This is a genomic window from Mucilaginibacter rubeus (genome assembly GCF_003286415.2).
Taxonomy (GTDB): Bacteria; Bacteroidota; Bacteroidia; order Sphingobacteriales; family Sphingobacteriaceae; genus Mucilaginibacter; species Mucilaginibacter rubeus_A.
The window spans coordinates 6023416-6048421 of sequence record NZ_CP043450.1 but is presented as its reverse complement, the minus strand read 5'-3'; the positions used below and the strand labels follow the sequence as shown (position 1 = coordinate 6048421).

Genomic DNA, 25006 nt, shown 5'->3' with positions numbered 1-25006 from the left:
TTGCACAATTAATTATGTACTGGGAAATAAGTGAGAGCGCTTGCGGGGGCAAGTGTTAATTTCATTACTGTATTTGTTTTTTTAATGATTGATATTCATTGATCAAATTGTAATCATAAACAAGACCGTTATCGGTTGTCAAGTAAAACAGGTCGCCACCGTGGTAATTTGATTCGTGTACCATTCTACTGCTTGATTTATATTTAGTTTTACGTTGCTTAGCTTTAACATAAGTAACCCAGCCCAAGTCGTTTGTTATATCCAAAGCCGTTGAAAGTTCTTTTGATGTTAAAACAACTAAATCAGGATTCCATTTTAAAATTAAAAGTTTAATAATTTCTTTTACTTTATTAAGCTGAAGTAATCTTTCTCTTGCCACACCCTCTGTTGGTATTTTAATAAGGCATCGATTTCTTATCTTATTCGAGCTACTTCCAACATTAAAAGAAATTTGACTTGATTCATCTTCATTCTGACCGGTCCAGAGAGATAACCCATAACCTATTTTGCTATAACCATTTTGATCAAGATCTGCTTTTTTTAATCTTTTCTGATAAAGTTCCTTTATATATCCGAATTCTAACGGTATCCTATTTTCAAAAGCTTGTTTTCGACTGGTTCCAAGTTCATAAAAATTATAAAACTGTTCATCCAGTTCACTTAGCTGTTCTAATGTCTGCAACGTTGGTTCAATAACATCTTCGAGTAGCTCTTTTTTCGTTTCCCAATAAGCTCCGATATAAAATGAGTCAATCATTATTTTGCTGGTGTATATTTTAAATTAATACCTTTAATATCATTTTCTCTAAAAAGTGCTTTAGTGGCATCTAACGTTTTCTGACTGGAAAAGTTCCACTCAATAGAAGCACCATTGGCCGCCTCAATCTGACGACTTGCTTGATCCACCAATGCATCCGAACCTTTAAACCAGGATTGAAATTCCCCGGTTTTTTTATTTACGAAGCCATCATAAGAACTTTTAGCTTCAAGTAAAGTGCCATTACGAACACCGTCAAATTTTACACCATTAACTTCGAAAGCGTTACCAGCCTGAACCCCGGTTATTTGTTCTTGGTAAGAAACCGCAGATTTTGACCAGCCACTGGTACTTTCTGTCACCCAAGTACCGGAAACCTTGCTTGCAAATGCCTCTCCCACCATGCCAAATAATTTGCCTCCTAAATAACCTATTGCTAATCCAGTGGCATCCTGTTTGAATTCTTTTTTTGCTTCTTCTCTATATTCCGGTATTTTACTGTTTGCGGCAGCTTGATACTCATCTGCCATTCTCATTGGCAGTGTGACCGTCGCGATGAAAGCTTCACCGGATTTTTGGTTGCCGTTAATGTAAGTAGAAGCGACAAATGCTGTGGCACGTGTAGCAGCACTCTTAGTCTGTTTCCAAAGTTTACCCCAATCTGGCCACATTCCGTCAGGATCAATAAACCTGATAGGATCATCAAGCCCATAAACATATGGCGACCATCTTCTTCCTTTCTCCGCCAACGGATCTACGCTCGTCCACCTGGCTATTACCGGATCATAGAACCTTGCGCCATAATCATACAGCTGGGTTTCTTCCTGTAATTCCTTATGGTTATAAAGATATTCATTTTTAGGAGAAATGGTCTGCTGTGTCGACTGGATCCCATACCCAAAGGCATAGTAATCATTCTGCTGTAGCAGTTTCGCTGTTTGCTGGGCAGCGTCATTCGGGTCAGGCGTTAGCGTTACCCTGGTATTACCTAAATGATCTTTCAGGTCATACTCGTACACATAATTGCTTCCGCTTTTTCTGGCCCGGCCCTCCTCGGTTTGAATGAATGCTACGGTTGAGGTATTGTTATCATATTCGATACCGCTCTCGTATTCTGTGGTCGTTGTATTGCCACCAGCCACTAATATTTTTCTTAGCTTGTTGCCTGCCGCGCTGTACACATAAGTTACCGTACTGCCGTCTGTTTTGGTGATCGTTTGCGGCAGGTTCAGCAGGTTGTAGGTAATGCTGCTGATGCCTTTGTTCTGGTCTTTCAGTTCGTTGCCGTTACCATCATAGGTATATTCATTCGCTACTTTTACCGGGTCCTGGAAACCAAAGGCTCCGGAATAGGTTGAAGCATCATCTACCTGGTTTACCTGGTAATGGTTATAAGTATAGGTCAGCGTATCGATCTGCTTTCTGCCCTGGCCTGGAATATTATCATACCTGCCCAGGTTGGTAATGTTACCCATATTGTCATAGGTCACATTCTCCCCGTACAGGTTATCTTTTGCCGTACTGCTGGTGGATACCGCCGAACGAAGCCGGTTCAGGTTATCATACCCGTAATCATAAGTTTGTTTAACAGGTGTTATGGTTGTTCCGCCGATGATGATTGGTCCCGATTTCCAAACCGCTGTGGCTATATTGCCGCCGTATTGTTTGGCTGCCGTGGTTGCTCCGTCATAGCTCAGCTCCTCGCCAAACTTGTCGTTGTTGTCGTTGTTGGTCAGGCCGCCGTCGCTGTTCAGGTTGGCATTGTTGATACTGCTCAGCCAGCCCCTCGGGTTATAGCGGTAGTCGATAGTTTGCAGGTAGTTCGTCCCGCCGTTCTTTGAATGCAGTCCTTTGGTTTTTAGCTGGGCTACCTCGTTATAATCACTCCGGGTCAGGATCACCGAATCCTGTGCAGCATTACTGCCATCCTGTAACTGGTGAACCGTATTTAGCTTACGGCCCATGTGGTCGTAGGTATAACTGCTCCGTTCGGTGAGGGTAAGCACCCCGGCAGTTCCGTTGGTGTTCTTCAGGTAATGCTTCCGTTGTACCAGCGTGGGCTGTTTGGAAAAGTTATATACCGTACTATCGGCATCATAGTTATACATGCTCAGCGATGGACCTCCGCCCACATAGTGCTGTGTGAATGATTTGACCACCTGCCCTTCGTTATCATAGTACGGTACGCTCCACAAATAGTCTCCGGTGGTGTTCAGCACCAATGTTTTCGAGGCGGTAAGCAGACCAGTGGTTTGTTTGCTGAACGCGGGATTAGCCGTTTGGTCATAGGCCCCGGGAAAGCTTGGGATACCCGCATAGCTGTCATAGTAATTCACACTTAGCGTGGTTGCCAGGTTGGTACCCGGCCAGCTGTTGGTGGTATAACCGTTGCCGGTGTTTACAGGCGTTTCCCATTGCGCCGCCTGGCCATCAACAAGCCCCTGGATCGTGGCATGGATATCCGTTCCCGCTGTACTGCCTGTATGCTGATAAATGCCGGTGAGCACCGTTCTGCCTATCGCGTCATATTTAGTGATCATCCATTCCTGTGGTGATTTCATCCGCTGCACCGAATCCTGGGTTGCAACCGGCTGATCGAGTTTATTGTAGATGATATATTCCCAGCCTTTGCCCGGCACCTTCTTTTGCACCAGCCTGTTCCTGGCATCATAACGGTACTGGTAGCAGCGGTTATCAAGCGTTGCTTGGGAAATAACTGCCGGGGCATCGGGGTTGGCTCCCGGTGGCAATACGAAGCACAGGTTGCCCAGGTCATCGTACACGTAATAGGTCGAGAGCTCTTCGGCTGTTGTGCCCTTGATGTTATACGTGCGTTTCAGCACCACGTGCCCTTCCTTGTCCTTATACTCTTCGGTGGTATTAAAACAACCGTCTGCCGGTTGCCAGTTTTCGTTACGGGTAATGGTAACCGATAGCTGGTTAGGGCTGTAGGTGGCATTGTTGCCTGCCCGGCTTAAAGTACGGCTTTGATTGGTGTTGATGCCTGCTGTATACAACGCTGCTATCCGGCTGCCATTGTTGCCTGTTGTTGCTGTACTAAAAGTGCTGTTCTGGTCATTCGCTGTGTATACCATCCTTACCGAATGGCTGCTGCTGCCGGCATCGGGCGTTGTACTTAGCTGCCAGGCCGCCCCCGGCGCTCCCTGCTCAATCACCCGGTTCAGGGGCGAGGACTCAAAGCCTGTTTGCGCGAATGGATACGATGTATTGGGTATACCATTGGTTTGCTGGGTAGCTCCGGTATTGCCAGGGTTATAAAAAGAGGTCAGCGCCCCGGTCAGGGCATCGCTTTTATAACTGCCGTCGGTTGTTGCAGCCGCGTAAGGCAGGTATTTCATCGCTTCCCGCCCGTACTGGTCATACGCAAAAGCCTGTACAATGTCTTTTTTTAACGGTGAGCCTTTGATCTGTGTGGTTTGCAGGGGTCTGCCCAGTCCGTCTATATATTGTACCGTCTGCATCAGTTCACAGGTCATCCGGCCCGCAAGCATCGCATTGCTGATCAAACCCTTTGTCCTCGGCACCGAGGTCAGGATATAGTTCTGGTTACTGCTCAGCGCTATGGTTTGAGGAACGCAATCTGCGGCTACCACATAGAATTTCATGCCGTTGCCAGCTGTTGCGGAAAACTGGAACGTTGACGTTAACGTAATACGGATATTGTTATAATAAGAGCCCGGTGCTGGTGCGGTAGTTAACGTTACCGGTGACGTAAGGTACGTCTGTGCTGAAACACGCATGTTGAGCGTAAGCAACAACAAGAATATAAATGGTACCTTTAAACGGCCATTGTGATAAGCATTTCTTTTCATGCTTTAGTATTTAGATGTGATAAAGGTTTCGTTATTTTTTTATCTCCTTTTGAACCGCCGTCAGTTGCTCTTTTAGCAAGTCGATCTGTGCCTGGAGCGTCGTAAGTAGTTTGTCTTTTTCCTTATCCTTTTGCTCGTTCTCTATCGCATACAACGTCAGCTCTTCCACTTTCTTCATCAACAACTTGTTCATCTCACCCACATCAAGCCCATTTTTGATCATTTCCGGTTCTGAAGGGATTTCTGGCAAATGCTGGTTTTGATCGATGTAATTTTTGACCTCCGTTAACGGGAGCAACCGATACTCTTTTTTGAACACACAATCTTGCCATCCATTTAGGTCTATCAAGACAACCTTGGAATGAATAGTGCCGTTCACATCCAATTTATTTTGCGGCGTCGTTGTACCAATACCCACATTCCCACTATAATCAACGGTAAGCCTGCGGGTATTAGCTGTAACAAGGCTTAGGGAAGGAATATTGCCATATCCGAGACTGCTTTCCAATATCATTCCACCCATCTTGTTGGATTCGCCTGCAGTACTTTCATAAGATAGCTTCAATAGCAAACCGATTTGCCGCTGAACCGCGTCTACATTTACCCCCGGATGATTAAAAACCACCAGGTCCGTGTAGGCCCCGGTTCCGGTGCCCGTCACTACATTAAACTTGGGTATTGTCGAAGGAAACAATGTTGATGAAGCATTAACTGCCGTGGGGGAGGTTGCGCCAATAACGACATTGCCGCTGTTGGAATTATAAATATCATTCCCGTTTGTATTCCATTGTGCAAAAAGATAGTTCGATATGGAAACGAATAAAATCGTAGCTAAGATTAGTTTTTTCATGTGATTGGTTTTTAATTTATTATTGGCCTTGGTAGTGGTAATCGATGTGTTTAATAATGTTGCCGTCTTTGTCCTTGATGTTTTGTAAACGCTGGAAATTGTCATATTCGAAGTATGTTGTTATTCCTTTCGCGTCAGTGGTACTTGTCATCCCAATGTAGGGAGCATAGGTGTAAGTAGCCATCTTTGCTCCAAGAGGATACAGTCTTAATTCATCGATAACCGAGCTTCCTGTGATTGTCACCGTTGAAAGACCAGAAACAAGATGCTCAAAATAGGTCCAGCCATTGATGGTTGCGCCTTTTAAGGGATATCCGACTTGCGTTCCTGTTATGGTAAGCGGTGTGGTAGTGTTGAGCCAGTATGACACCACGTAACTACGTGTGGCTGTAAGGCCGGATTTAGTGATATTTCCTGCTGATAAGGCATATGATATGCTCCCGGTTTTCGCAACGCTGGTATTTCTGGTTGGTGATCCAATTGTCCAGTGACCACTTCCATCTGCTTCAAATGAAGTATAGGCAATATTTACACTATCAGCATTGATCACTTTTGCTATCGGATACAGTTTTTGATAATCCCAGAGGTAGCTCTCAGACCGTCCGTTGGTTGGAGTCGCGGTTAATAAATTCCCGATGTTATCATAAGCATTGTATGCAAGTTTTGGTTGGTAACGAGAGTCAAGCCCATAACCGCCTAAAGGTGTGCCATAGGGCAATTGTCCGACTGTTTTGTTCGAGAACTTGAATGTTGACAGAGGGACAACACCGGCAGATTCAAAATTATAAACGAGATCTATCAGGTCTTTCCCGCCAGGTTTGTATGTTGTGACTGAACCGGATGCGACATTGGTGCCATACTTATTGCTTTTATATACCACCTGCTCTATCGGTGTACTGATGATGTGATTGGTTTTCATATCATCGATAAACGTAGTGCCGGAGGCATAATCATTGGCATACGTTGTTATTGCGGTTACCTGTGTGGTGTCGCTCTGGTTCGTCACCGTTCTGGTTGGCTGCTGATGAAGCGCGTTCTCAAAGTAGGTGTTTGTTGTTGTGGTAAGAAAACGCGTTGTGTCTGAAGTGTTGAACAACGTTGCATCTGATCGTGATTGATACATCCAGGCGGTAACCACAGGATAGACTTCATATTTAAAGGTGGCAGCAGTCACTTGGTTTAAGTGGGTGAACTCCGGGCTTTCTTGTGTTAATTTCATGCCATACACGGAATATTGATTGGGAGGAAGCGCCGGATTGGTATTGTCTCCCAGGTAGGTTGAATTCAGGTTTACCTTATAGGTATTGGTTACCCGTTTGTTGATAATATATTTTTGGAGTAGACGGTTATACAAGTAATCTTCCTGCTTCAGCTCCATTCCTTGCAACCAGCTTTGGTCGGTGATTTGACTGGTGCCGCTTAAGAAATCTTGCAGGCTGCTTGAGTAATAATGGACAGATTTTCCCTGGGTTCCTAACGAATCAGAGAGTACGGTTACTTTTGTATAACCATAGTTAAAGGGGTCGCCCTTGCCAATTAGCGGAATAGGCGCAGAACGCATTACGTTATATTGGCATGAACTAACTACTCCATCCCTATCGGGATGATAGGTCGTATAGGGATATTTGTAATTTGATGGCGATATTTTTTTATAAAAAAGACTGGTTTCCTTTGATGTATCGGAAATAAGATAGCTATAATACTTTTTTACAGGAATACCAATGCCTGTAGAGTCTATAGTCTGCGCAACGCGTACGCCGCCCATCACATAGTGGTTTTGCACCAGATGCGAATCAAATTGATCCCAAATGATGCCCAAGTGGGTGATACCGGAAGTATAGGTATTTTCCAATGAAAATGTATAGCTGCCCGCCGGAAACGATTGATTCCCCAGTGTCCCGTTTCCCGCAAATTCCAAATGAAGGGAGTTCGGTCCGTCTATTGTCCCTGAGCCATTGTCGTGCTGCCCGGTAATTTGCAAATGGTAGGTGACTGATGCCCCTTGAAGCGAATTACTAAGGGTATAGGTACAGGTGTTTGACGATTGTGCATTAGCGCTACACCCTATTGTATGCTGGACTTTCTCGGTTACTGTTTCCCATTTATAAGTGTCATTGGGCTCGTAGACAATAGTCGTTGAACCACCGGTAGGATAGCGCACTTTAGTGAGCAGGTTGGCCTGCGTGTACAGCGCCGACGGATCGGGCTCCCGGTTGCCGCCAGGGTTTCCTATCGTTGGATCGGCGGGGACGGAGCTTGAGCCCGCATTGCCTTTATAATAGCCCCAATAATCCGCAGTGTACGAAAGCCTGGAAGGAAGATTCTGGGTTTCATTATAGGTAAAAATATATGGTTTCTTTCCTGATTCAGTTACTGCTAGCAGTTTAAGCCGGCACTCCAATGCCCGTTGCCTGCTATTCGGAGCACTCGCATAGCCACTCGTTTTGAAATAATCATGGTCAAGTGTAATGGTCTTAATTGTGGTGCTTCCGGCCGTTACTACCACGCCATCAAGCGAACTGACTACCTTTTCGGAACCAGCCAGAGGTACGACATCCTGACGCGCTGTTGCTGAGTAATTAAATGTCACTGTAATGGAATTGTCCCCGGCGCTAATTGTTTTAATGCGCTTGCCTCCTACGGTCTGTACTTTCACACAGGTACTGTTGTGATCGGTTAATAAAGGACAATTTCCGGTAAGCTGGCTAAAGTATTGCGCTTCTTCAATCCCCTCTGAATAATAATAACTGGTGTTTTCATACGTGAGGTTTACAATATTGCCTTTGGTATCAACAATCTGGGTAAGATAGTACGAGGTTTGACCTGGTGATGTGTCCTGACGCGGCGATGCACCGACGGTGCAGGAATCCTCAACCAGCGATGTCTCGGTAGTGGTAAATAAATAGTTGATTCCTTTTTCGTCGGTAATTGTAAACCCGGAAGCATTTCGGCTTATTTTTACGGTACTCGCCGGAATGGTGTGTCCAACTTGCAAGTCGGTATCGAAGTAAAACTTCCCTGATCGCCCGCAAAAGTTATAGTTTAAAATGTCAGGCTGAAGATCGTATGCAGTATGACTATTCACATACGAACGGGCAAATACATAATCAGGGTCATTGGTATTAGTTGTGTTCGGGTGGAAATTGACCGGATTAATAGGAAGTACCCTGCTATACGAAGAATTAAAGTCGTTTTTATCTGAGACTGAAGATGTGATCACTCCTCCTGCCATCAATGTCCATCCCAAGCCCACGTTAGTCGAAATCTCGTCGACCTTAATGCCACTGGAACTATAGTTGATCGAGATGGGCACCGAAATATCTCCTTTTGCAAGCGTATAAAACGGAATGTCAACATTGGCCATCCCTTTAAATAACCCGATAGGAACATCGCCATATTTGCCCAACGAAGCGGCTTCGGGAGAGGGTGAAATGATAGGCTTGGGCAATGCCGTTTCCGGTTTGTCGTCATCAGTTTTTTGTGCGCGACTGATTGTGCTCATGCAAAGACAGAGTATTGCAAGAGCCACGGGGAGTACATTTTTTTTCATTTGTGATAAGACACTGGTATGTGAATGTAAGGGCCTTTTTTTAGTAGCTAATTATAACAGCCCTGAAATTGGTAATAAGTATGAAAAAAATAAATAGGTGTTTTAACTGAAAAATATACAGTATAAACACCTACTGAAACAGAATTATAATGGAGTAAAATTGAAAAAATACGAAGTTAAAGTATTATCATTTGCGGACTAACTTTGCCGATCCCGCAACTATTTATCTTTCTGAAATATCTTGTCCCATGCCTTGTCCCTTGCTTCTTTCGGTGTGTCTAAAGACGTTCCTTTTGTAACCTCTCCGGTTTTCCGGTTAGTGAGGGTATGCACATGCTCGGTGCCAAACAAGCCAAAGAATAAGGGTTTTTCTTCGGTTTCTTCCTTAAATTGATTTTGTTGTTTCGTTGACATAGTTGATAAAATTTAATTGTTATTGATATAATTATTTTAGTTGTTTCGGCAGTAAGAACTTCCTTTCAAATTGAATTACATGCACTATGTGGCGTATTCATACCCATAAAGCATTTTTTACACCTTCCCTATTGGTTGATTGAAAAACGAAAAGCGCGTTTAAAAGCTTTAAGACATATCTGACTACGCTAGGTTGTGCTACTTATCGAACAAATTGCTATTCTAACTAAAAGCCTCGAACTGAGCATACAGATGCATAATTTGAAATAAGAAATTGATCGGGGGTATCGGTGACAGCATCGGTGCTTAAACACTATGCGTACCCCGCTTCCGTGGCAGTAGAACTCCAAAAATGCCCTGGTGCCAGGCCAAGCGGATTGTCATAGAGATTTTTTTTCATTTGTGATAATTCGTCAATTGATGGTAAATACCAATCGCTATAGCCGTTTTTGTCAAGGCTGTAACTGTACAAAGCTGCATAGCCGATAGCTTGATTCGTGCCGTAGGTGGAAACGATTGTAGTAGTATTTCCATTACCAGTACCCATGGCTTTGCTGGTAGTAAACAAAACGCCTGCGTTGCCATCGCCTTTCCATTTCGGGCCACCTCCGAAGTTATAAACAAGTGCGTCAAGGTCGGCAACAAGGCCATGCTTGCCGGTCTTATCAACATAAAAAAGGATGCCGCCCTGTACAAACTCGCCATATTCCATACTGGGGGCTTTGGTGGTAAAAGAGAGTTCTTTGCCATAGATGAGCGGATCACCAGTAACCGTTTTCGAGGCAATAGCTCGAACGTAGTAGGTAGTGCCTCCAACCAAACCAGCTCGAATGAATTTGAATTTGCCGTTGAACGGCGCACTTGGTTGGCTGTAAAACTTATTAGGATAATCAGCGATGTTGGTGTGTGATTTCGTATCCCAGGCAAACCCGATCTCTCCGTTTGCTCCCAACGGCAGTTCTTTGGTCAATTCTCCTTCAATCGTTGCGTGTCCAGAGGTGACGCCCGAAACGGCAGTAGTTTCTACTTCGCCATTGTTCGTTGGCGGCGGGTCAATATGTCCGCCATTGTTCATGTTGTCTAAATTGCCGGAGCCTTTGCCGCAGGAAAGGAATAGGATCATTGCACCCGTCAGCAGAACGGTGTGTTGAAGCAGAAATAGTACTTTTTTCATGTTGAGTGTTGGGGTTTAGTACAGCACTAAGTTCGTGCGCTCTATTGCCCCATCCAATTCACTTTGTGCATACTTTATGCAAGATTTGCATAAAGTATTATCTTTTGATTAGAGGAAACATTATTGGTTTCCTCTAGCATGTATGTTTGCAGATTTTTGCAAGCATGTGTGGATTGCAGAAGAACTTTATAAATTAATAATGTTAAGGTATTAGAAAAACGCCGGAATTACCGGCGTGTATGTTTAGAGTTCATCAAACAAATTTCCTTGTACTCCTCTTTCTGAGGGCTGTCGCATTGACTCGGAGGGATCGGTAACTGCTTCCTGTGAAAGGTTTTCCTTCGAGCGCAGCCAGATTCTGCTTTGCTCAGGATCAGTAAAGGGTTTGTAGTAGGGATGATGGTGACCATTTAAAAGAACGGTACCGATAACGTATCCCTTGAAGAACTTGTTGGAAAGCGAATCCATGTGCGCAATCTCACCTGTCAACGAATGCAACAGCATATTCATCAGGGCCATTTTGCAACATAGCGGATCAATGTCTGCGCCGTAAAAGAGTTGGTGCCGGTTGCGCTTTGCCGCCGACAACAGCATTCTTCCTGATCCACAGGCTGGGTCAAGTACCATGTCTCCTTGTTTTGCATTGCTGTCGTAAACAAGAGCAGTTAGCAAATCCGTTATTGGGCCAGGAGTGAAGAACTGCCCGTTTCTGCCTTTTGATATTAGGGTTTCATACAGATCTCCTAAAGGGTCATTGAAGTTTTCGGAGAGTTCCCCTACTTCGATCAGCATCTTCGAGAGCAGTTCCCGCTTTGGATGGTTGATGAGTGTTTCAAGTGCCCGTTTCTGCTCTTCGGCTGTTTCGTGATATCGAAACGCTAAGAGAAAATAATCAAGAAAGTCATTAAGGGCAGCAGCTTCGTTTTGCGTGTACGCGAACTGTTCAAAGAGGATCAGAAGTTTGTTGATATTATTCATATTGAGATTATGTGCGATTTGCGTACAGTATCGCACACTTTCTTTTGGAGTGTAATAAAGAATAGCTTATGTGGTGATAGTAAATTGGAGGAAAGTAACCGCATTTAAAGGTGCCATACGTAGGTAAATAACTGGACAACTGACACACTTGCGGATGTTTTTTCAGAGTTCCATAAAGGATTATTTGCAAAGGTTTGAAACTACTATAGTCTAATGCCTTTCTGGTTTGTGCTTCTACTCAATGACGCTCGGCCATTACTCTTAGAAAATCCTGAAATAAACTACGATTCTGATAAAATTAATTAAAACTTTATGGTGGTTGTACATACACAGCAGGACTTGAAAATAGGATTTTGTCTTGAGGAAATAGCTTTTAAGTTGTTGATTTTAAAAGATTGATTTTTAGATTTATAGAAAATCTAAGCCAATGGCAAAAACTAGAGATGAACTGGAACTTGAGGAGCTTCAGGCAAAAATAAATAAACTTAAAAAAGAAATTAAAATTCTTGACAATCAAATTTTGATGCAAGAAGATGATAAAAATGAAGCAAAAAAGAGGATAACTAAGTTAGATAAAGAAATATCCATTCTTGATAATCAAATCCCTAACGTCACCGAAAAAAATGAGGCTAAAAGAAAGATTGATAAGCTTAATGAGGAAATAAAAATACTGGAATATCAGACCTCAAAAAAATATAAAAACCAGGAAAGTCTGAAAGCTTTCGCCAGTATAGCAAGTGCTGCAACAGTTATTGTTTCTTTAGTAGCAATTGGGTTTTCGATTTACCAATATTATCAAACATCAAAACTTACATTAGACTCAAAAAAAGAAGATCGTTTAGCCGCTGCTTTAGCTAATATCGGCGATACAGTAGTTAGAAAAAGGCTTACAGGTGTCATTGCACTGAAATCGTTTATTAGTGTAGGTGATAGCTTGAAAAATACGCAGGCTTTATTATCCTTAGCTCATGCATTAGGAATAGAATCAGATGGTGACATTCGAGGTTCAATATTAGAGGTTTTTTCTTCAGATGATATGAGAAAGGTTGATACTTCTATTTTGAAAGAGGTGACAAAATCTTTGATAATCATAAACAGAAAACTGTATTTAGAAAAGAAATCCGATTTGGACACGATAGTCCACCCAGATTCTTTGCCTATTAGTCGCCTAAAGCTTTATTATGATAAAATAAATGCTACGTCCGATGCAATTGTCGCCTTGCTGTCGTATGGTTTTGAAATAAAAGATATGTCATCGACATATTTCTACAATAAAAAGTTCATAAGGTTAAAAGGTTATAATTTGAATTTATCAAATGCGTATCTTAAATCTTGTGGTTTTTTTGATATGATATGTCAGAAATGCAGCTTCGAAAATGCAAATCTTTTTGGAACCCGATTTATGGGAGGCGACATGAGTGGGTCGGATTTTTCCCTTTATTATCAATATCGGGAGTCTTCTGCTAATTCTCATTACAAGAATTCAGACACTTTCGGCATCTTTTTTTCAGATATTAACTTAACTAATGCCAATTTTGATTGTCGTCCCATGTTCCTCTACGTACCTTCTGACATACAATTTAAAAAAATACCATGGAGTGTTTTTTCATCTTTCGTAAATGTGAATGTTGATTCAGCGGATTTTAGTAGGATGGGGGTTTGGTATTATAAACATAGTGATAGCGTTAGAATTGGTACAGATACTTTAACTTTAGCTTATAAAGAAATGTATTCAGTCCCAGCACTCGTTGGTAACGATAGGTTCTTATTATCCACCTCAAAAACTAATTGGAATAAAGCTATTCTATCAGGAAAATTTTCAGAATACATAAAAAGGAATCCTAAAAAATTCTAATAGTTTACTTATCTTCTTCAATTTTTGAAATATTGGCTTTGAGTTTTATGCAATATCTGTGAAGATTATAAATGACAAAAGGGAATGCATTTCTGGAATGTTGACATTTTGCACTACTGCATGATAGCATTGAATTGTGTTTGGAGGGGTCATTACTCCGTCACGGTTAAAGTCAAACTGTAACCAAGCACACAAAAAGACACCTCTTCGGAGGTGCTTTTTTGTTGTTTAATCTTCATCGAGGCTGCCTGTGTGCAACTTCAGCTCTTTATTGCTTTTCCAATACGGTATGATGCTCAAAAACATTTTTATACCTCCAGTAACCTGACGTATTACTACCTTCACACGTTTGTCGAAATTTCCATCCCTGATAATTGCCACGAATGCATAGTAGTAGACATCCTTTTGTACCTTTTCCTTACGCGTATTCGTCGCTATGTCAATAAATTCCTTCTTAACCTGATACTCTTGCAATGTATAGCTGGATTTGAGCACTGTCGGGGCAATGTGAATGTTTTTCAACCGCATGTATTGATCCTTCCGTTCTCGTGCAAATTTATTTTTCTTGAATTTGAGGTGTGTAAGCCCTTTATCATTGAACGCTATTTTTTCCTTAAAATAAGGACAGTATACTTCGCCGATTGTCTTGTATTCTACTTCTGCCTTTTCTCTGGTTCTTTGAAAGTTTGCGTCAATTGTTAGGTCTATCTCTGGTCTCGTGACAAAATGAAAAAGGATTTCACTCGAAAAGGTTGACTCAAAGTTCTTTTTCGATAATTTATGCTTGCCCCCTTAAAATTTAATTAATATGTGAAGTACGCAAATACACTGCGTACAAAGAATGTTATTTTGTAGAAAAATTTGACGATACATGAAATGGTTTACTGAACCTTTAGGGAAATTCGTTGTTCGGATACCTACAGATTGGCGATACATGAACAAGGCTGCTGACTACGAAGCTAAGTCACCTTTTTGCTTTGAACCTTACAGCGAGGAAGTAAAGAGCAGCTTCCAAATTTCTTGTTACTCTGCGAATGAGGTCAAACAAAATCCCCATGTTCCAATACAAAACGCTGGTACCGCAGGTCTGAAATTTGATACCGCGTTTCTTCCGGATGATGGTGATGGTTTAAGAACCAAGTTGTGGTTTGCGACTGTGGAGGATCATACGTTTATAGCAAAGTTTATATACAACATCGAAGATGAAGGAAGCGAGCGATTTGAAAAAGAGTTAGGCGTTGTTGAGGAATCTTTATCCTCGCTACGCTTAGTGGAAGTTCATGACCGCAAAAAGGCCATTGAAATTGACCGCTACGAAAAATTTATGGCTTCCTTAAGCGCTTCCTTCGATATTAGTACAAAAGCACTTGAGAATGATGCTGTAGTAGAATTCATGGTAATTACCGCTAATCAGATTGATGCCTATTTGAGAATGTCGATTGTACTTAAAAAACAACTCGCCGACAAAACTGACGATATCGATATTGCTTTGCTTTTTCAAGGTGATACCGATTCCCCAGTCATGGAACGCACTATTTATAAGCAAGCACTCTCCTTTAGTATAATCGATCAATCGTTATTTGATGCTCTTGATAGCCTATATAAGGAACGGAACAAGGTAATTCATCGTTACATCATCACAGACCTAAATACACGTGACATTTACTTTATTGCAGGTGATTATTATCAAGTTGCAGAAAGAGTTCGTTTGGCACTTAAGGCAGTGGAAGATGAGCAGGCGGCCTCAAAAATTGGTATCTATAAAAATGGGTTAACTGTCGCTCAAGATATTTCTGAAGAAGACCGATTATTACTTTATTCACAGGTTAACGACAAACATTTATGGAAGGACTTGGCACGTAAAATAAGCAAGTAGATTATATTCTTTTGCAAATAAAAAAATAACGGGGCTTTTTAGTTACTAAATTCCCTTTTGCAATTCTCAAATATAAGAGATTACTGGAAAATGCAGTTGGGTGAGAGAGCAAAAAGTAAACGAAATTGAATGTGTTACTCCCGCTCATTCCCAATATATTGATAATTATTTCCTTCTATATTTACGCGATAAGCAAACAACTATAAGATTACTATATATAACGATGGAAGAAGAAGCGATCATACGGCAAGAAGCAAAAGATTTTCACCGTAAAACAATCGAAGGCTCAAGAAAAGTAGAGGCTATTGATGATTTCCACGAACTTAAGCACCGGTTGTATGACTTCTATTCACCGGAAAGCAAAGCTATTTTTTTGGATGAAATAGAAAAACAGATTGTCTCTGCACTTAAAGCCCACCGCGACAAGGCACATGGTGGATTACCTGGCATAAATTGCATGCATGAGAGAAAACCTGAAAAACTCCTTTTTTACATCAAGCAAGAATTAGATACGCTACCGATTATTGCTCATCAAAAGAATGAAGCAAATCCCACTCAAGTAAGAGATAAAGTATTTGTGAGTTACAGTCATTTAGATAAGGAATTTTTAACCGATATACAAAGGCATTTCAAGCCTTTCCTGAATAAAATTGATTTCTGGGATGATTCTAAAATACTTCCGGGACAAAAATGGAAAGATGAAATCAAAAAGGCAATAGATGCCACTAAAGTTGCAATATTGTTGGTCAGTACAGATTTTTTGGGCTCAGATTTTATCGCAACTGATGAGTTACCTCCATTGTTAAAAGCAGCTGAAGAAAACGGTGCAGTAATATTGATGGTTGTCGTTAAGCCTTGTTTGTTTGAAGAATTTCCATCTTTAAATCAATATCAAGCTATGAACCCTCCAAGTAATCCGGTAATCAAAATGGACTACAGCGATAAAGAGGAATTATTTGTCAATTTGGTTAGGCAAACTAAAAGAGTATTGGACGGCGAAGCTAAATGAGGCAGATTAAGTTAAAGTTTTTTCATAACTCAAAAATAGATATTCTGAAATAGTTTTCGATAGATTGATGGTCAAGATGGCGTGTCGTTCGTCAATCTTATAGCTGGTTTTTGAAGGGGCAAGCCCATGTGCATCGCTATAATCGTTTCTTAGACTTGAAACGCCATTTATAATGCTAAAAACACCTGATAAGATTTGCTTTAGGTTGGAATCCTCATAATCTCCCGGTGACATTTTCAACAGTAAAGCTACCTGTTTGTAAAGCTTAATCAGATTACCATCGTATTCTACTTTTTCCTTTTTGATATTTTCAACAATAAAAAGACTGACTGATTCGATAAGAGATCTTGCATTCGTAACGGCACCGTCAAAATCTTTCTCGGCAATTTTATTGTTGCACTTTTTGATCTGTTGATGGATGAATTCAAAAGATATTCGTTCTAATTCTTTAACCTCAACGACATTTTCCTCTTCACTATCAAAATCTGGCAAATATTCAACATGCTTTATTTCAGGTTCATTGTCACCCAATGGGTATACTAATAAAACGGCATTAAATATTTCACTTTTGTCGTCTTCTGACAGTTTTTCGATATTCTTCTGTTTTGAGGGTGGAGAAAAAATAGTAAAAGTACTCAAACGCGAATACAAACGGCTACCATACGTACTCGACTCGTCAAGAGTGGATTTAGAATACCGTATGAGGTCGGCCAAATCATCACGCCCCTTGTAGCTTAAAACCTTTCTTATTTTCCTTATATCATTATCTTCCATAGCTTTCTAAATGCAAATGTAAATTATTTAGAGTTGGGCGACATTTAATTACAATCTTAGTTATGCTACACCGAAGGGATGAATTATAATCTTGATTTGCAATGTTGACCGTATCATAATGTAAAGATAATTGGCAGTGAGTAAATCGCTATCACTAAACATTTCTCATAATAGCTGCAAAATAAATATTATTTTCAGATCAATCATATCTGAAGGCTTTTCATAGCCTGGTTGCAGTTTAACACGAAAGCGATGTTGGAGAAGACTTGTTATTTTTTGAAGATATAAACCCGTAATCTACCCCTCGTTTCTGCGGCGGCGGCAGTTTTATGACAAAGGAGAACGGGATAACCTTATCATAATTATGTTGAGGTATTTCTTTGCCGTACCTATCGTTAAGTTTGACATTGATATTTTCTATCGGAATAAATCCGCTAACTACTAAATGTTCCTGATTTCCGACGATCTTATCTATAACAGAGCGTACTATGCCTTGTTTTTCAATAAAATTCAAGCCTGCAAGCCCATCCATCACTTCCGTGGCAAAATCTCGTATTTCATTCTGATCTGGTATATTCAGTGTTTCCAACTCTCGTTTTGCCTCCCTTGCTTTTTGTATTTGCATTTCCAGTTTTAGAATATGAGCTTTTACTGGTTCAGAATATTCCTGCAATTGTTCTATTGTAAAAAGTCCTTGGCCGTAAGCTTTTGTGTATCGTGACTGTTCTTCTTTAAGTTTGCCAATCTCCTTGATTAAAGGCTCAACATTATCTACAACAGATACTGCTTTTTCTCGAGTATTATTTAGGCAATCTTCGATCTGCTGTTTAAGCAATTCCGGCGACGTCATGAGAGCAGTTAGCTCATCCCACACGAGTTTATCGGCAATGCGAGCATTAACGCCGCCCACCAAGCATGTTCGTGGTAGCGGGTGTTTTAACACCCTATCAGAACAGCGATAATAAAGGTGTTTGCCATGCTGAGGACCTTCTCCTGTTCTTGTCTGACCACACGTACACCGTATTATACCGGCCAACAAATAGTCATTTTTCTTATTTCGCTGTGACATACGGGAGTTTATTGACAATTGCATTTGTGCACGGTCGAAAAGTTCCTGATCGATAATAGGAGGGATAGGGATAATGAACCATTCTTCTTTCGGCTTGACTATTCTGCTGCTTTTTAGCACTCGCTTGTATTTCTGCACTTTGAGCGGTTTTTTAGGCACAACCGCTGTCGTGCTTCCCCATTTTCCCTCGCCGATATATCCGCGGTGACGTAGTAAGGTGGTAAGGGTGCTGGTATTCCATACCCCGCGCTTGCTCTTACGCGGCTTAATACCAAGTTCCTGCAATCGCGCCGTCACTTTTCTTACCGTTAATCCTTCATTGGCGACCATTGAAAAGATAAGCCTCACCGTATTTGCTTCTTCTTCGTTGAATATGTAATACCCATGTTGAAGCTCTTTTTTGGGAATATAGGTATAACCATAGAGCGGCTCACTTACTAAGATATGGCCCCCTTTTACCTTGCGAAGCTTCCCCAACCGAAAGCGCTCGGTAATTTTCGCTCGTTCATATTCTGCAAACAAACCGCGCACCCCATACAAGATTTTATCTTCACTATTCTCCGGAGTAGTGACGGTTATAAACATGACCTCAATTCCCGCTTCTTTGAGTTCATCAATCACCAGTTCCTGATAGGAGTATCGTCGTGCCAATCTGTCGGGATCATAGATTAAGACGCCTTGCCAAAGGTTAGCTTTGGCATCTTGGCGCAACTGGTCGAGTGCGGGGCGCTTCAATGTATCACTTGTCCAAAACTCATCGAGATATTCTTTGACAATGATATAGCCGTTGTCTTTTGCATATTCATGCATGACTAAAAGTTGATTTTCTATGGTCTGTTCTTTCTCTTGATTTAGTGTTGATACGCGTGCATATACTGCTATTAGCTTTGTTGTACTCATAGTTTGCTGCCTCGTTTATTAATGATTGCTTCAAAAAGTATAGCATAGGCTTTCGCCAATTTTTCAACGTCTTCTACGTACACGTATTCAATGACGGGCTGTTTGAGTTTTGGCCCTCTTTTCGACTTGGGGTGAGATGTCGCGGGTGTTGATTTTGCGAATTGAGAATTTGGCATAGGCGAAAATTGAGTTCATATGATGCAGGTATCATCTCAATTTCAGTCGCAATTTTTCAGTCTCCCGTTTTTAAAGAAGCGTTTATGAAAAGGACACTAACGAGCTATTGATGATTTGTATACGCTTAACGCATGTACAACTTCAAACCATTCACCCCAATCGGCGTCACCAATTGGCGCAACCACAATCAGCTTTTTGGAATTAAGCCGAACGACAAATTAAGTCACATTTTTGTGATTGGAAAATCAGGTACCGGGAAAAGCCATTTGCTCATCAATATGGCATGCGATGACATATACAAAGCGCAAGGCATCTGCGTGTTAGACCCTCATGCCGATACAGTCAAGGCAATATTGCGTCAAATTCCTGAAAATAGGAAGAGCGATTTGGTGTATTTTGATGCAACCAATACCAGCGGATTGCCTGGGTTTAATCCCCTTGCCAACGTGCCGGAACACCAACGGCAACTGGTCGCCTCTGAAATGATCACGACGTTTAAAAAGCTGTTTTTGGAGTCTTGGGGCAACAGGATGGAATATATCTTACGGTTTGCCATCGTGACGTTATTAGAATATCCCGGTGCGACATTGCTTGATATCAATGCCCTATTAACAGACAAGTCATTCCGGGGCAATGTGCTGCAAAGTATCAAAAATCCCTATATCCGCGCCTTTTGGGAAACGGAATACGAAATGCAGTCTGCAAGCACGCAGGCCAACACCATCTTGCCGATCTTGAATAAGATAGGCGTATTGCTTGCGAATGATACATTGCGCGGCATTTTCGGACAGCAAAACGGTATCTCGTTTGAACAGTGCATGAATGAGGGCAAGATAGTGTTATGCAATCTGTCAAAGGGCGAGGTGGGCGAAGACGTGGCAACCGTGCTTGGCAGTTTCATTACTACCGCCATACAAAATGCCGCAATGCGAAGAGCCTCTATTCCCGAATCACAGCGAAAGCCGTTTTACCTGTACATAGACGAAGCGCAAAATTTCGTGTCAACATCCTTCGCTACCATGCTTCCGCAGGTGCGCAAATTCGGACTGGGATTGTTTTTGGCAAATCAGCATCTTAGCCAACTTGATACCGAAACGCGAAGTGCTATTCTTGCAAATTTTGGTTCCTTAATTGTTTTTCGTATCGGTTTGGAGGATGCCAAAGTGATGGAGCGGGAGTTTTACCCTGTGTTTACTTATGATGATTTTATCAGTTTGCCAAAATATCACATCTACATAAAATTACTGATTGATGGTGCGGAGAGTAAGGGTTTTAGCGCGGTTACTTTGAATGATTTCCTTGGACATTCCGGTATACGTTACCAAGCTGCTTTGCCATCGTTAGAGGAATAAGGTTCGTTTCTAAATAAAATTTTCTAAATATTTTTAATCAGTTAGTTAGAATGCTAAAAGTATAATTGAAGCGCCCAGATCTTTATTGAGAACTCGGTGACTAATGCAGCCAGAATGTCCGCCTATCCTGCGAATTTGTTGATATTTCTGCGATAGAGGCAGGGAGAATCATCACTTTTTGAGTGAAAATAAGTTATCTTCGTTGAATATTTGAATAATTAAATAATGAGTGAAGAGATTGTCGCAGACGATTTAGTAATAGCATCAAAAATCCCGCACGTCCTAAAGTATATGGGTTCGAAAAGGGAAATTTTGGATTTTGTGATGGATGCCATTGCGGACTTGAAAGTTGAAAGCGATTGGTTTTGTGATTTGTTTGGGGGTACCAGCGTAGTAGGTGCCTCCCTGAAAGGTAAATATAACATCCATTCAAATGACATACAGGCTTATTCAGGGGTTTTAGCGAGAACTTATTTGAGTGATTTAAAATCCAATATCAATGTCACAGATATTGATATTATAAAAAAAGAGGCAACGGTTTTGGTCGAAGAATTCAAATTAAAGTTTCCGGAACTTATTTTTGACTATGCAGGCACCAACCAGATAGATGCGATAATTACAATTGAAAAAGCACAACAGGAACTGATAGATAAAGACTTCGATATTGGATTTCATTTATTTGCCAAATACTATTCCGGGACGTATTGGAATTTTGAACAATGTATTTGGATTGATTCCTTAAGATGTATAGCAGAAAGGCATAAAGATAAGCCTCTTTATTATGCAATAATGTCATCCCTGATCTCGGCTATGTCTTACGTCTCACAAAGTACAGGACACTATGCTCAATACAGAGATATTTCATCAAAAAATCTGGAAGATATACTAATCTACCGCAGAAGGAATCTTTGGTACTATTTTGAAAGAAAATTTAAAGAATTAACCATTAGCTTGAATGGTACGGCGACGAAAGATTATCGGGTTACAACTTTGGACTACCTTGATTGCTTACGTGTTGTCGAAAATGGTTCAATAATTTATGCCGACCCGCCGTACCAATCGGTTCATTATTCCCGGTTTTATCACGCTTTAGAGACATTGGTGCGTTACGATTACCCTTCTGTTTTGCATAAAGGACGGTACAGAGAAGACCGGCATCAGTCTCCATTTTGCAAGAAAACAACCGTACAGGGCGCCTTTGTTTCCTTGTTCAATGCAGTTAAGAATAAAAACGCGCATTTAGCATTGAGTTATAGTGACACGGGCATGATTACCTTAAAACAAATTACCGATTTAGCTGATACCGTATTTAACGGGCTTTATTCGGTTTTTGTATTGGAGAAAAATCACATGCATAGCAAAATGGGTAGAAGTGACGAAAAAGAGCAGGAGGTAACTGAATATATTATCTTATTCAAAAAAAGATAAATGAGCCTGAATATCGATTTTACTAAACTTAAAACATCATGGACTAAATATGATATTGTCCAAGTTATGGATGTTATTTCGAGTGAAGATAGAATTGACCGTTATTTAAAAAGGAAAATAATCATTGATATCCCCATTCTACGATCATTTTTAGGAATAAAGTCTTTAACAGAACCGGTTCCGACATATTGGAGCGAAATTCAAAATTACCCCGAAGAAAAAAGACTATTTGCCCTACTCGCAGTAATTTTCACTCATGGTGAAATAGTAAAGTGGTTCGCGGAAAAATTTTCAACGGGTTTTATGCAAGGAATATGCATAGTTTCTGGAGGAAAGCTCTTCACAAATATCCGAAGCGCGTTGGTAGAATCTGGTGCCGCCAAGTCAATCTACAGGCGAGCAGAAGAGGTGCCTTATGATTTCACGCCGATATATAAAAATGGTGAAGTCGGAAAATTATTCAAGCAAGTATTAATAGAACGTCTTAGTCGCGTGGCTAAACGACAGATTACTACCGAGGAATTTTATCAGGCAAGCCGGGATAATAACTTTCACCGCGCGCTTAGCCTTACGGAATTTCAATACGAACGTTGGCTGGAAGGCAGTTCCTTATTGGAATTTATGCAGAAAGATACCTTTGTAATTACACCTGCCGAATTCGACAGAAAATTTAAGGAATATATTGAAGAGCGGTTAACAGCCAATAATCTTGATCTGCTTTATGATTTTATTTACAAGAACAAGGCTTTTTATTTAAAGCAAAAACCACGATTTGATTCGCTTCGTGAATTTTTTCCTGGTATAAAAACTGTCACTTTTCATCTTGAACAAATTAGTGATACTGCTTTAAAATTACAATACGATCAGATTTTAAATAGAAAATCTGATGTGCCCAGTATTGGGAATGATGTATTGCGTATATACCAACATGTCTTTTCAATTGATTTAGATACGTTATTGCAGGATGACCTATTTATTAATGTTAATAAATATCTGGCGGCAAATTACGTTACAAAAATTGATGCCGTAAGGATTGAAAATTTCTATTCAATAAAAGAAATCAATCTTACGGGCTTATCCTCTACTAATGAAATATACCTGCTTGGTGAAAACGGAGATGGTAAGTCTCTTGTTCTAATGGCTATTTATTTAGCGTTTAATCAATTCTATATTACAGAGAATACCGAACAGGAAAGGACAGGGAAAATAAAAGATCTTATACAGGATAATAGAAATCTTTTCTTAATCGGCAGAGATGAAAACGGTGTTGTTTACGGCAAAAGAAAACATTGGTTAAATCAATTTTTTGCTTACGGCGCTCACCGTGGTCGGCACGGCGCCGATAATACAGAGAAATATGGTTTTATGAGCCTTTTTGATGGTGATCAGGTTTTAATAAGTCCGGTCTTATGGCTGAAAGACAAAAAGTTGGAAGAACTTCAGACTCGTCCATCTGCTATTAGTGATCCATCACAGGCTCAATCTCAATCTCTTGTACAGCTATCCATTTCATCAATTCAGGAGATGCTCTATGATATTCTTGAAAAAAACGTTTCAATTACTTTTGAAGGCAGCGAAATCTTTTTTTTAGAAAAAGGCAGTCGTTTGAAATTTGATCAGCTTTCGGAAGGTTATAAAAGTGTAATTATATTTGTTTGTGACCTTATATTTCGTTTAATACAAAACCAACCCTGGGCGCAATCTATTCAGGAATTAAAGGGAGTTGTATTAGTAGATGAAATTGATCTCCATTTACATCCAAAATGGCAATTTATCATTATTAAAAAATTACGTGCATTGTTTCCCAATGTGCAGTTTGTTTTTAGTACCCATAGCCCAGCTATCATCCAAGGAGCATCTGACGATGCGATTATCTACAGAGTTTACAGAAATGAAAAGGACGGTAAGACCAAACTGAGCGATGTTTACTATCGAAAAAATTTAGACCACTTGATGATCAATTCATTGGTTACTTCACCGCTATTCGGTATGGATTCGGCGCGTATGAATTCCACAAATGATAATTCGGATACTAGTGATAGTTATCTTTTATATAGAATCAATCAAAGAATACACTCGGAATTGGAAGCTCGAAAAAATAGTGGCCAGGTGTTTATAACTGAATCTGAAATTGATGAATTAATCGACAAATTGCTTAGGGAAGATTTAGATAGCAATGATTAAAATAAATAAAGACCTAAACCAAATTCCGGAATCATTAAAGCCTGCAACAACGGAGTACTATAATCCGTTATCGTCAGTACCAGTACCTACAAAGACGACTCATCTACACAGGATGAAAATGATAAATGATGGTAAGTACACCGATGAAACAAAGTACAATAAGCGTTATAAGTACGACGACATCCGAACCGCTTTGGGCGCGATATATTTAAGTAAATGTGCTTATTGCGAACAAAAGATAGAACTATCCCATGTAGAACATTACAGGCCGAAGGACATCTATCATTGGCTGGCGTTTTCATGGGATAATCTCATTTTAGCCTGTCCGCATTGCAATGAATATAAAAGTACTCATTTTGAGCTATCCGGGACTGCCGTAACATTTACTAATACCGCGGCCAATATTCGCAGTATTAATACTCTTTCAGCATCTTATTATTTCAGGGAACTGCCCAAGATGATAAACCCTGAAATTACTGATCCATTGCCACATATTAAGTTTAAAGTTGATGGTGCAATAGAATCAAATGAAATTCGGTTTAAATACACTATTGAAAAATGCAAGATCTCCAGAACATACTTAAAGGATGAGAGAAGAAAGTTATTAAATGACTTCAAAGATGATATTGCGGCGGAATTACTAAAACCAAATAAAGCAGGACAAATAGCCGGAATAGGAGCCCTTGTAGACAAGTTTAAACGGGATTCAAAAAAGATGACTAATCCATATATCGCGTTTCGACGGTACGCTATAAGACATAATTGGCTTAAGGAAATAATTAAAGAGTTATTATAGCTGTAATCTTTTCAATTTCCATTCATGGTG

Annotated in this window: 16 protein-coding genes; 7 read left to right on the top strand and 9 right to left on the bottom strand. The window is 40.6% G+C overall.

The features are described 5' to 3' along the window. Positions 1-64: 64 nt before the first annotated feature. The 7 genes from DEO27_RS24125 to DEO27_RS24095 all read right to left on the bottom strand — a co-directional run bounded on the left by DEO27_RS24125 (position 65) and on the right by DEO27_RS24095 (position 11556). Positions 65-757, bottom strand: coding sequence for an Imm52 family immunity protein (locus tag DEO27_RS24125; protein WP_112574900.1), 693 nt, complete (start codon positions 755-757; stop codon positions 65-67). After that, entirely contained in the window at positions 757-4590 is a 3834-nt protein-coding gene (locus DEO27_RS24120; RefSeq protein WP_112574899.1) for a DUF6443 domain-containing protein, read from the bottom strand. Before DEO27_RS24120 ends, DEO27_RS24125 begins: the two co-directional genes overlap by 1 nt. A 31-nt stretch (positions 4591-4621) precedes the next feature. Next, positions 4622-5440, bottom strand: coding sequence for a hypothetical protein (locus DEO27_RS24115; RefSeq protein WP_112574898.1), 819 nt, complete (start codon positions 5438-5440; stop codon positions 4622-4624). 19 nt (positions 5441-5459) lie between these two features. Then, a complete protein-coding gene (locus tag DEO27_RS24110) occupies positions 5460-8942 on the bottom strand; it encodes a hypothetical protein (protein WP_112574897.1) in 3483 nt (1160 codons plus the stop codon). A 267-nt stretch (positions 8943-9209) separates the two neighbouring features. Further along, on the bottom strand, positions 9210-9404 hold the full coding sequence (locus tag DEO27_RS24105) for a hypothetical protein (RefSeq protein ID WP_112574896.1): 195 nt from the start codon (positions 9402-9404) through the stop codon (positions 9210-9212). A gap of 313 nt (positions 9405-9717) precedes the next feature. Then, positions 9718-10578 carry a hypothetical protein gene (locus DEO27_RS24100; RefSeq protein WP_112574895.1) on the bottom strand — a complete coding sequence of 287 codons (861 nt, stop codon included), beginning with the start codon at positions 10576-10578 and terminating at the stop codon, positions 9718-9720. Between the two features lie 243 nt (positions 10579-10821). Continuing rightward, positions 10822-11556: a class I SAM-dependent DNA methyltransferase gene (locus tag DEO27_RS24095; RefSeq protein WP_146750114.1), complete on the bottom strand. Its 735-nt coding sequence runs from the start codon at positions 11554-11556 to the stop codon at positions 10822-10824. Between the two features lie 427 nt (positions 11557-11983). Here DEO27_RS24095 and DEO27_RS24090 point away from each other — a divergent pair, with 427 nt between their 5' ends. From DEO27_RS24090 to DEO27_RS24080, 3 genes are all read left to right on the top strand, one after another. After that, entirely contained in the window at positions 11984-13411 is a 1428-nt protein-coding gene (locus DEO27_RS24090) for a hypothetical protein (RefSeq protein ID WP_112574893.1), read from the top strand. A gap of 934 nt (positions 13412-14345) precedes the next feature. After that, positions 14346-15287, top strand: coding sequence for a hypothetical protein (locus DEO27_RS24085; RefSeq protein WP_146750113.1), 942 nt, complete (start codon positions 14346-14348; stop codon positions 15285-15287). A 223-nt stretch (positions 15288-15510) separates the two neighbouring features. Then, entirely contained in the window at positions 15511-16296 is a 786-nt protein-coding gene (locus tag DEO27_RS24080) for a toll/interleukin-1 receptor domain-containing protein (RefSeq protein WP_112574890.1), read from the top strand. 6 nt (positions 16297-16302) lie between these two features. Here DEO27_RS24080 and DEO27_RS24075 read toward each other — a convergent pair whose 3' ends face one another. Then, a complete protein-coding gene (locus tag DEO27_RS24075; RefSeq protein ID WP_112574889.1) occupies positions 16303-17070 on the bottom strand; it encodes an abortive infection family protein in 768 nt (255 codons plus the stop codon). 238 nt (positions 17071-17308) lie between these two features. Next, positions 17309-19039: a recombinase family protein gene (locus DEO27_RS24070; protein WP_112574888.1), complete on the bottom strand. Its 1731-nt coding sequence runs from the start codon at positions 19037-19039 to the stop codon at positions 17309-17311. Positions 19040-19347: 308 nt separating this feature from the next. Here DEO27_RS24070 and DEO27_RS24065 point away from each other — a divergent pair, with 308 nt between their 5' ends. The 4 genes from DEO27_RS24065 (at position 19348) to DEO27_RS24050 (ending at position 24976) form a co-directional block, all read left to right on the top strand. Then, positions 19348-20568 (top strand): type IV secretory system conjugative DNA transfer family protein, encoded by a 1221-nt coding sequence (locus DEO27_RS24065; RefSeq protein WP_112574886.1) that lies wholly within the window; start codon positions 19348-19350, stop codon positions 20566-20568. Between the two features lie 225 nt (positions 20569-20793). Continuing rightward, the gene (locus DEO27_RS24060; RefSeq protein WP_112574885.1) at positions 20794-21996 is read left to right on the top strand and encodes a DNA adenine methylase; all 1203 of its coding nucleotides are present in this window, start codon (positions 20794-20796) and stop codon (positions 21994-21996) included. After that, a complete protein-coding gene (locus DEO27_RS24055) occupies positions 21997-24180 on the top strand; it encodes an AAA family ATPase (protein WP_112574884.1) in 2184 nt (727 codons plus the stop codon). Between the two features lie 112 nt (positions 24181-24292). Continuing rightward, positions 24293-24976 carry a retron system putative HNH endonuclease gene (locus DEO27_RS24050; protein ID WP_190295219.1) on the top strand — a complete coding sequence of 228 codons (684 nt, stop codon included), beginning with the start codon at positions 24293-24295 and terminating at the stop codon, positions 24974-24976. Positions 24977-25006: the final 30 nt, after the last annotated feature.

Excerpts from the sequence above, each read along its gene's own strand:
- DEO27_RS24100 (WP_112574895.1), bottom strand. The coding sequence starts at position 10,578 with ATGAAAAAAGTACTATTTCTGCTTCAACACACCGTTCTGCTGACGGGT.
- DEO27_RS24125 (WP_112574900.1), bottom strand. The coding sequence starts at position 757 with ATGATTGACTCATTTTATATCGGAGCTTATTGGGAAACGAAAAAAGAG.
- DEO27_RS24055 (WP_112574884.1), top strand. The coding sequence starts at position 21,997 with ATGAGCCTGAATATCGATTTTACTAAACTTAAAACATCATGGACTAAA.
- DEO27_RS24090 (WP_112574893.1), top strand. The coding sequence starts at position 11,984 with ATGGCAAAAACTAGAGATGAACTGGAACTTGAGGAGCTTCAGGCAAAA.
- DEO27_RS24085 (WP_146750113.1), top strand. The coding sequence starts at position 14,346 with ATGAACAAGGCTGCTGACTACGAAGCTAAGTCACCTTTTTGCTTTGAA.
- DEO27_RS24070 (WP_112574888.1), bottom strand. The coding sequence starts at position 19,039 with ATGAGTACAACAAAGCTAATAGCAGTATATGCACGCGTATCAACACTA.
- DEO27_RS24075 (WP_112574889.1), bottom strand. The coding sequence starts at position 17,070 with ATGGAAGATAATGATATAAGGAAAATAAGAAAGGTTTTAAGCTACAAG.
- DEO27_RS24120 (WP_112574899.1), bottom strand. The coding sequence starts at position 4,590 with ATGAAAAGAAATGCTTATCACAATGGCCGTTTAAAGGTACCATTTATA.
- DEO27_RS24065 (WP_112574886.1), top strand. The coding sequence starts at position 19,348 with ATGTACAACTTCAAACCATTCACCCCAATCGGCGTCACCAATTGGCGC.
- DEO27_RS24080 (WP_112574890.1), top strand. The coding sequence starts at position 15,511 with ATGGAAGAAGAAGCGATCATACGGCAAGAAGCAAAAGATTTTCACCGT.
- DEO27_RS24095 (WP_146750114.1), bottom strand. The coding sequence starts at position 11,556 with ATGAATAATATCAACAAACTTCTGATCCTCTTTGAACAGTTCGCGTAC.
- DEO27_RS24050 (WP_190295219.1), top strand. The coding sequence starts at position 24,293 with ATGAAAATGATAAATGATGGTAAGTACACCGATGAAACAAAGTACAAT.
- DEO27_RS24060 (WP_112574885.1), top strand. The coding sequence starts at position 20,794 with ATGAGTGAAGAGATTGTCGCAGACGATTTAGTAATAGCATCAAAAATC.
- DEO27_RS24110 (WP_112574897.1), bottom strand. The coding sequence starts at position 8,942 with ATGAGCACAATCAGTCGCGCACAAAAAACTGATGACGACAAACCGGAA.
- DEO27_RS24115 (WP_112574898.1), bottom strand. The coding sequence starts at position 5,440 with ATGAAAAAACTAATCTTAGCTACGATTTTATTCGTTTCCATATCGAAC.
- DEO27_RS24105 (WP_112574896.1), bottom strand. The coding sequence starts at position 9,404 with ATGTCAACGAAACAACAAAATCAATTTAAGGAAGAAACCGAAGAAAAA.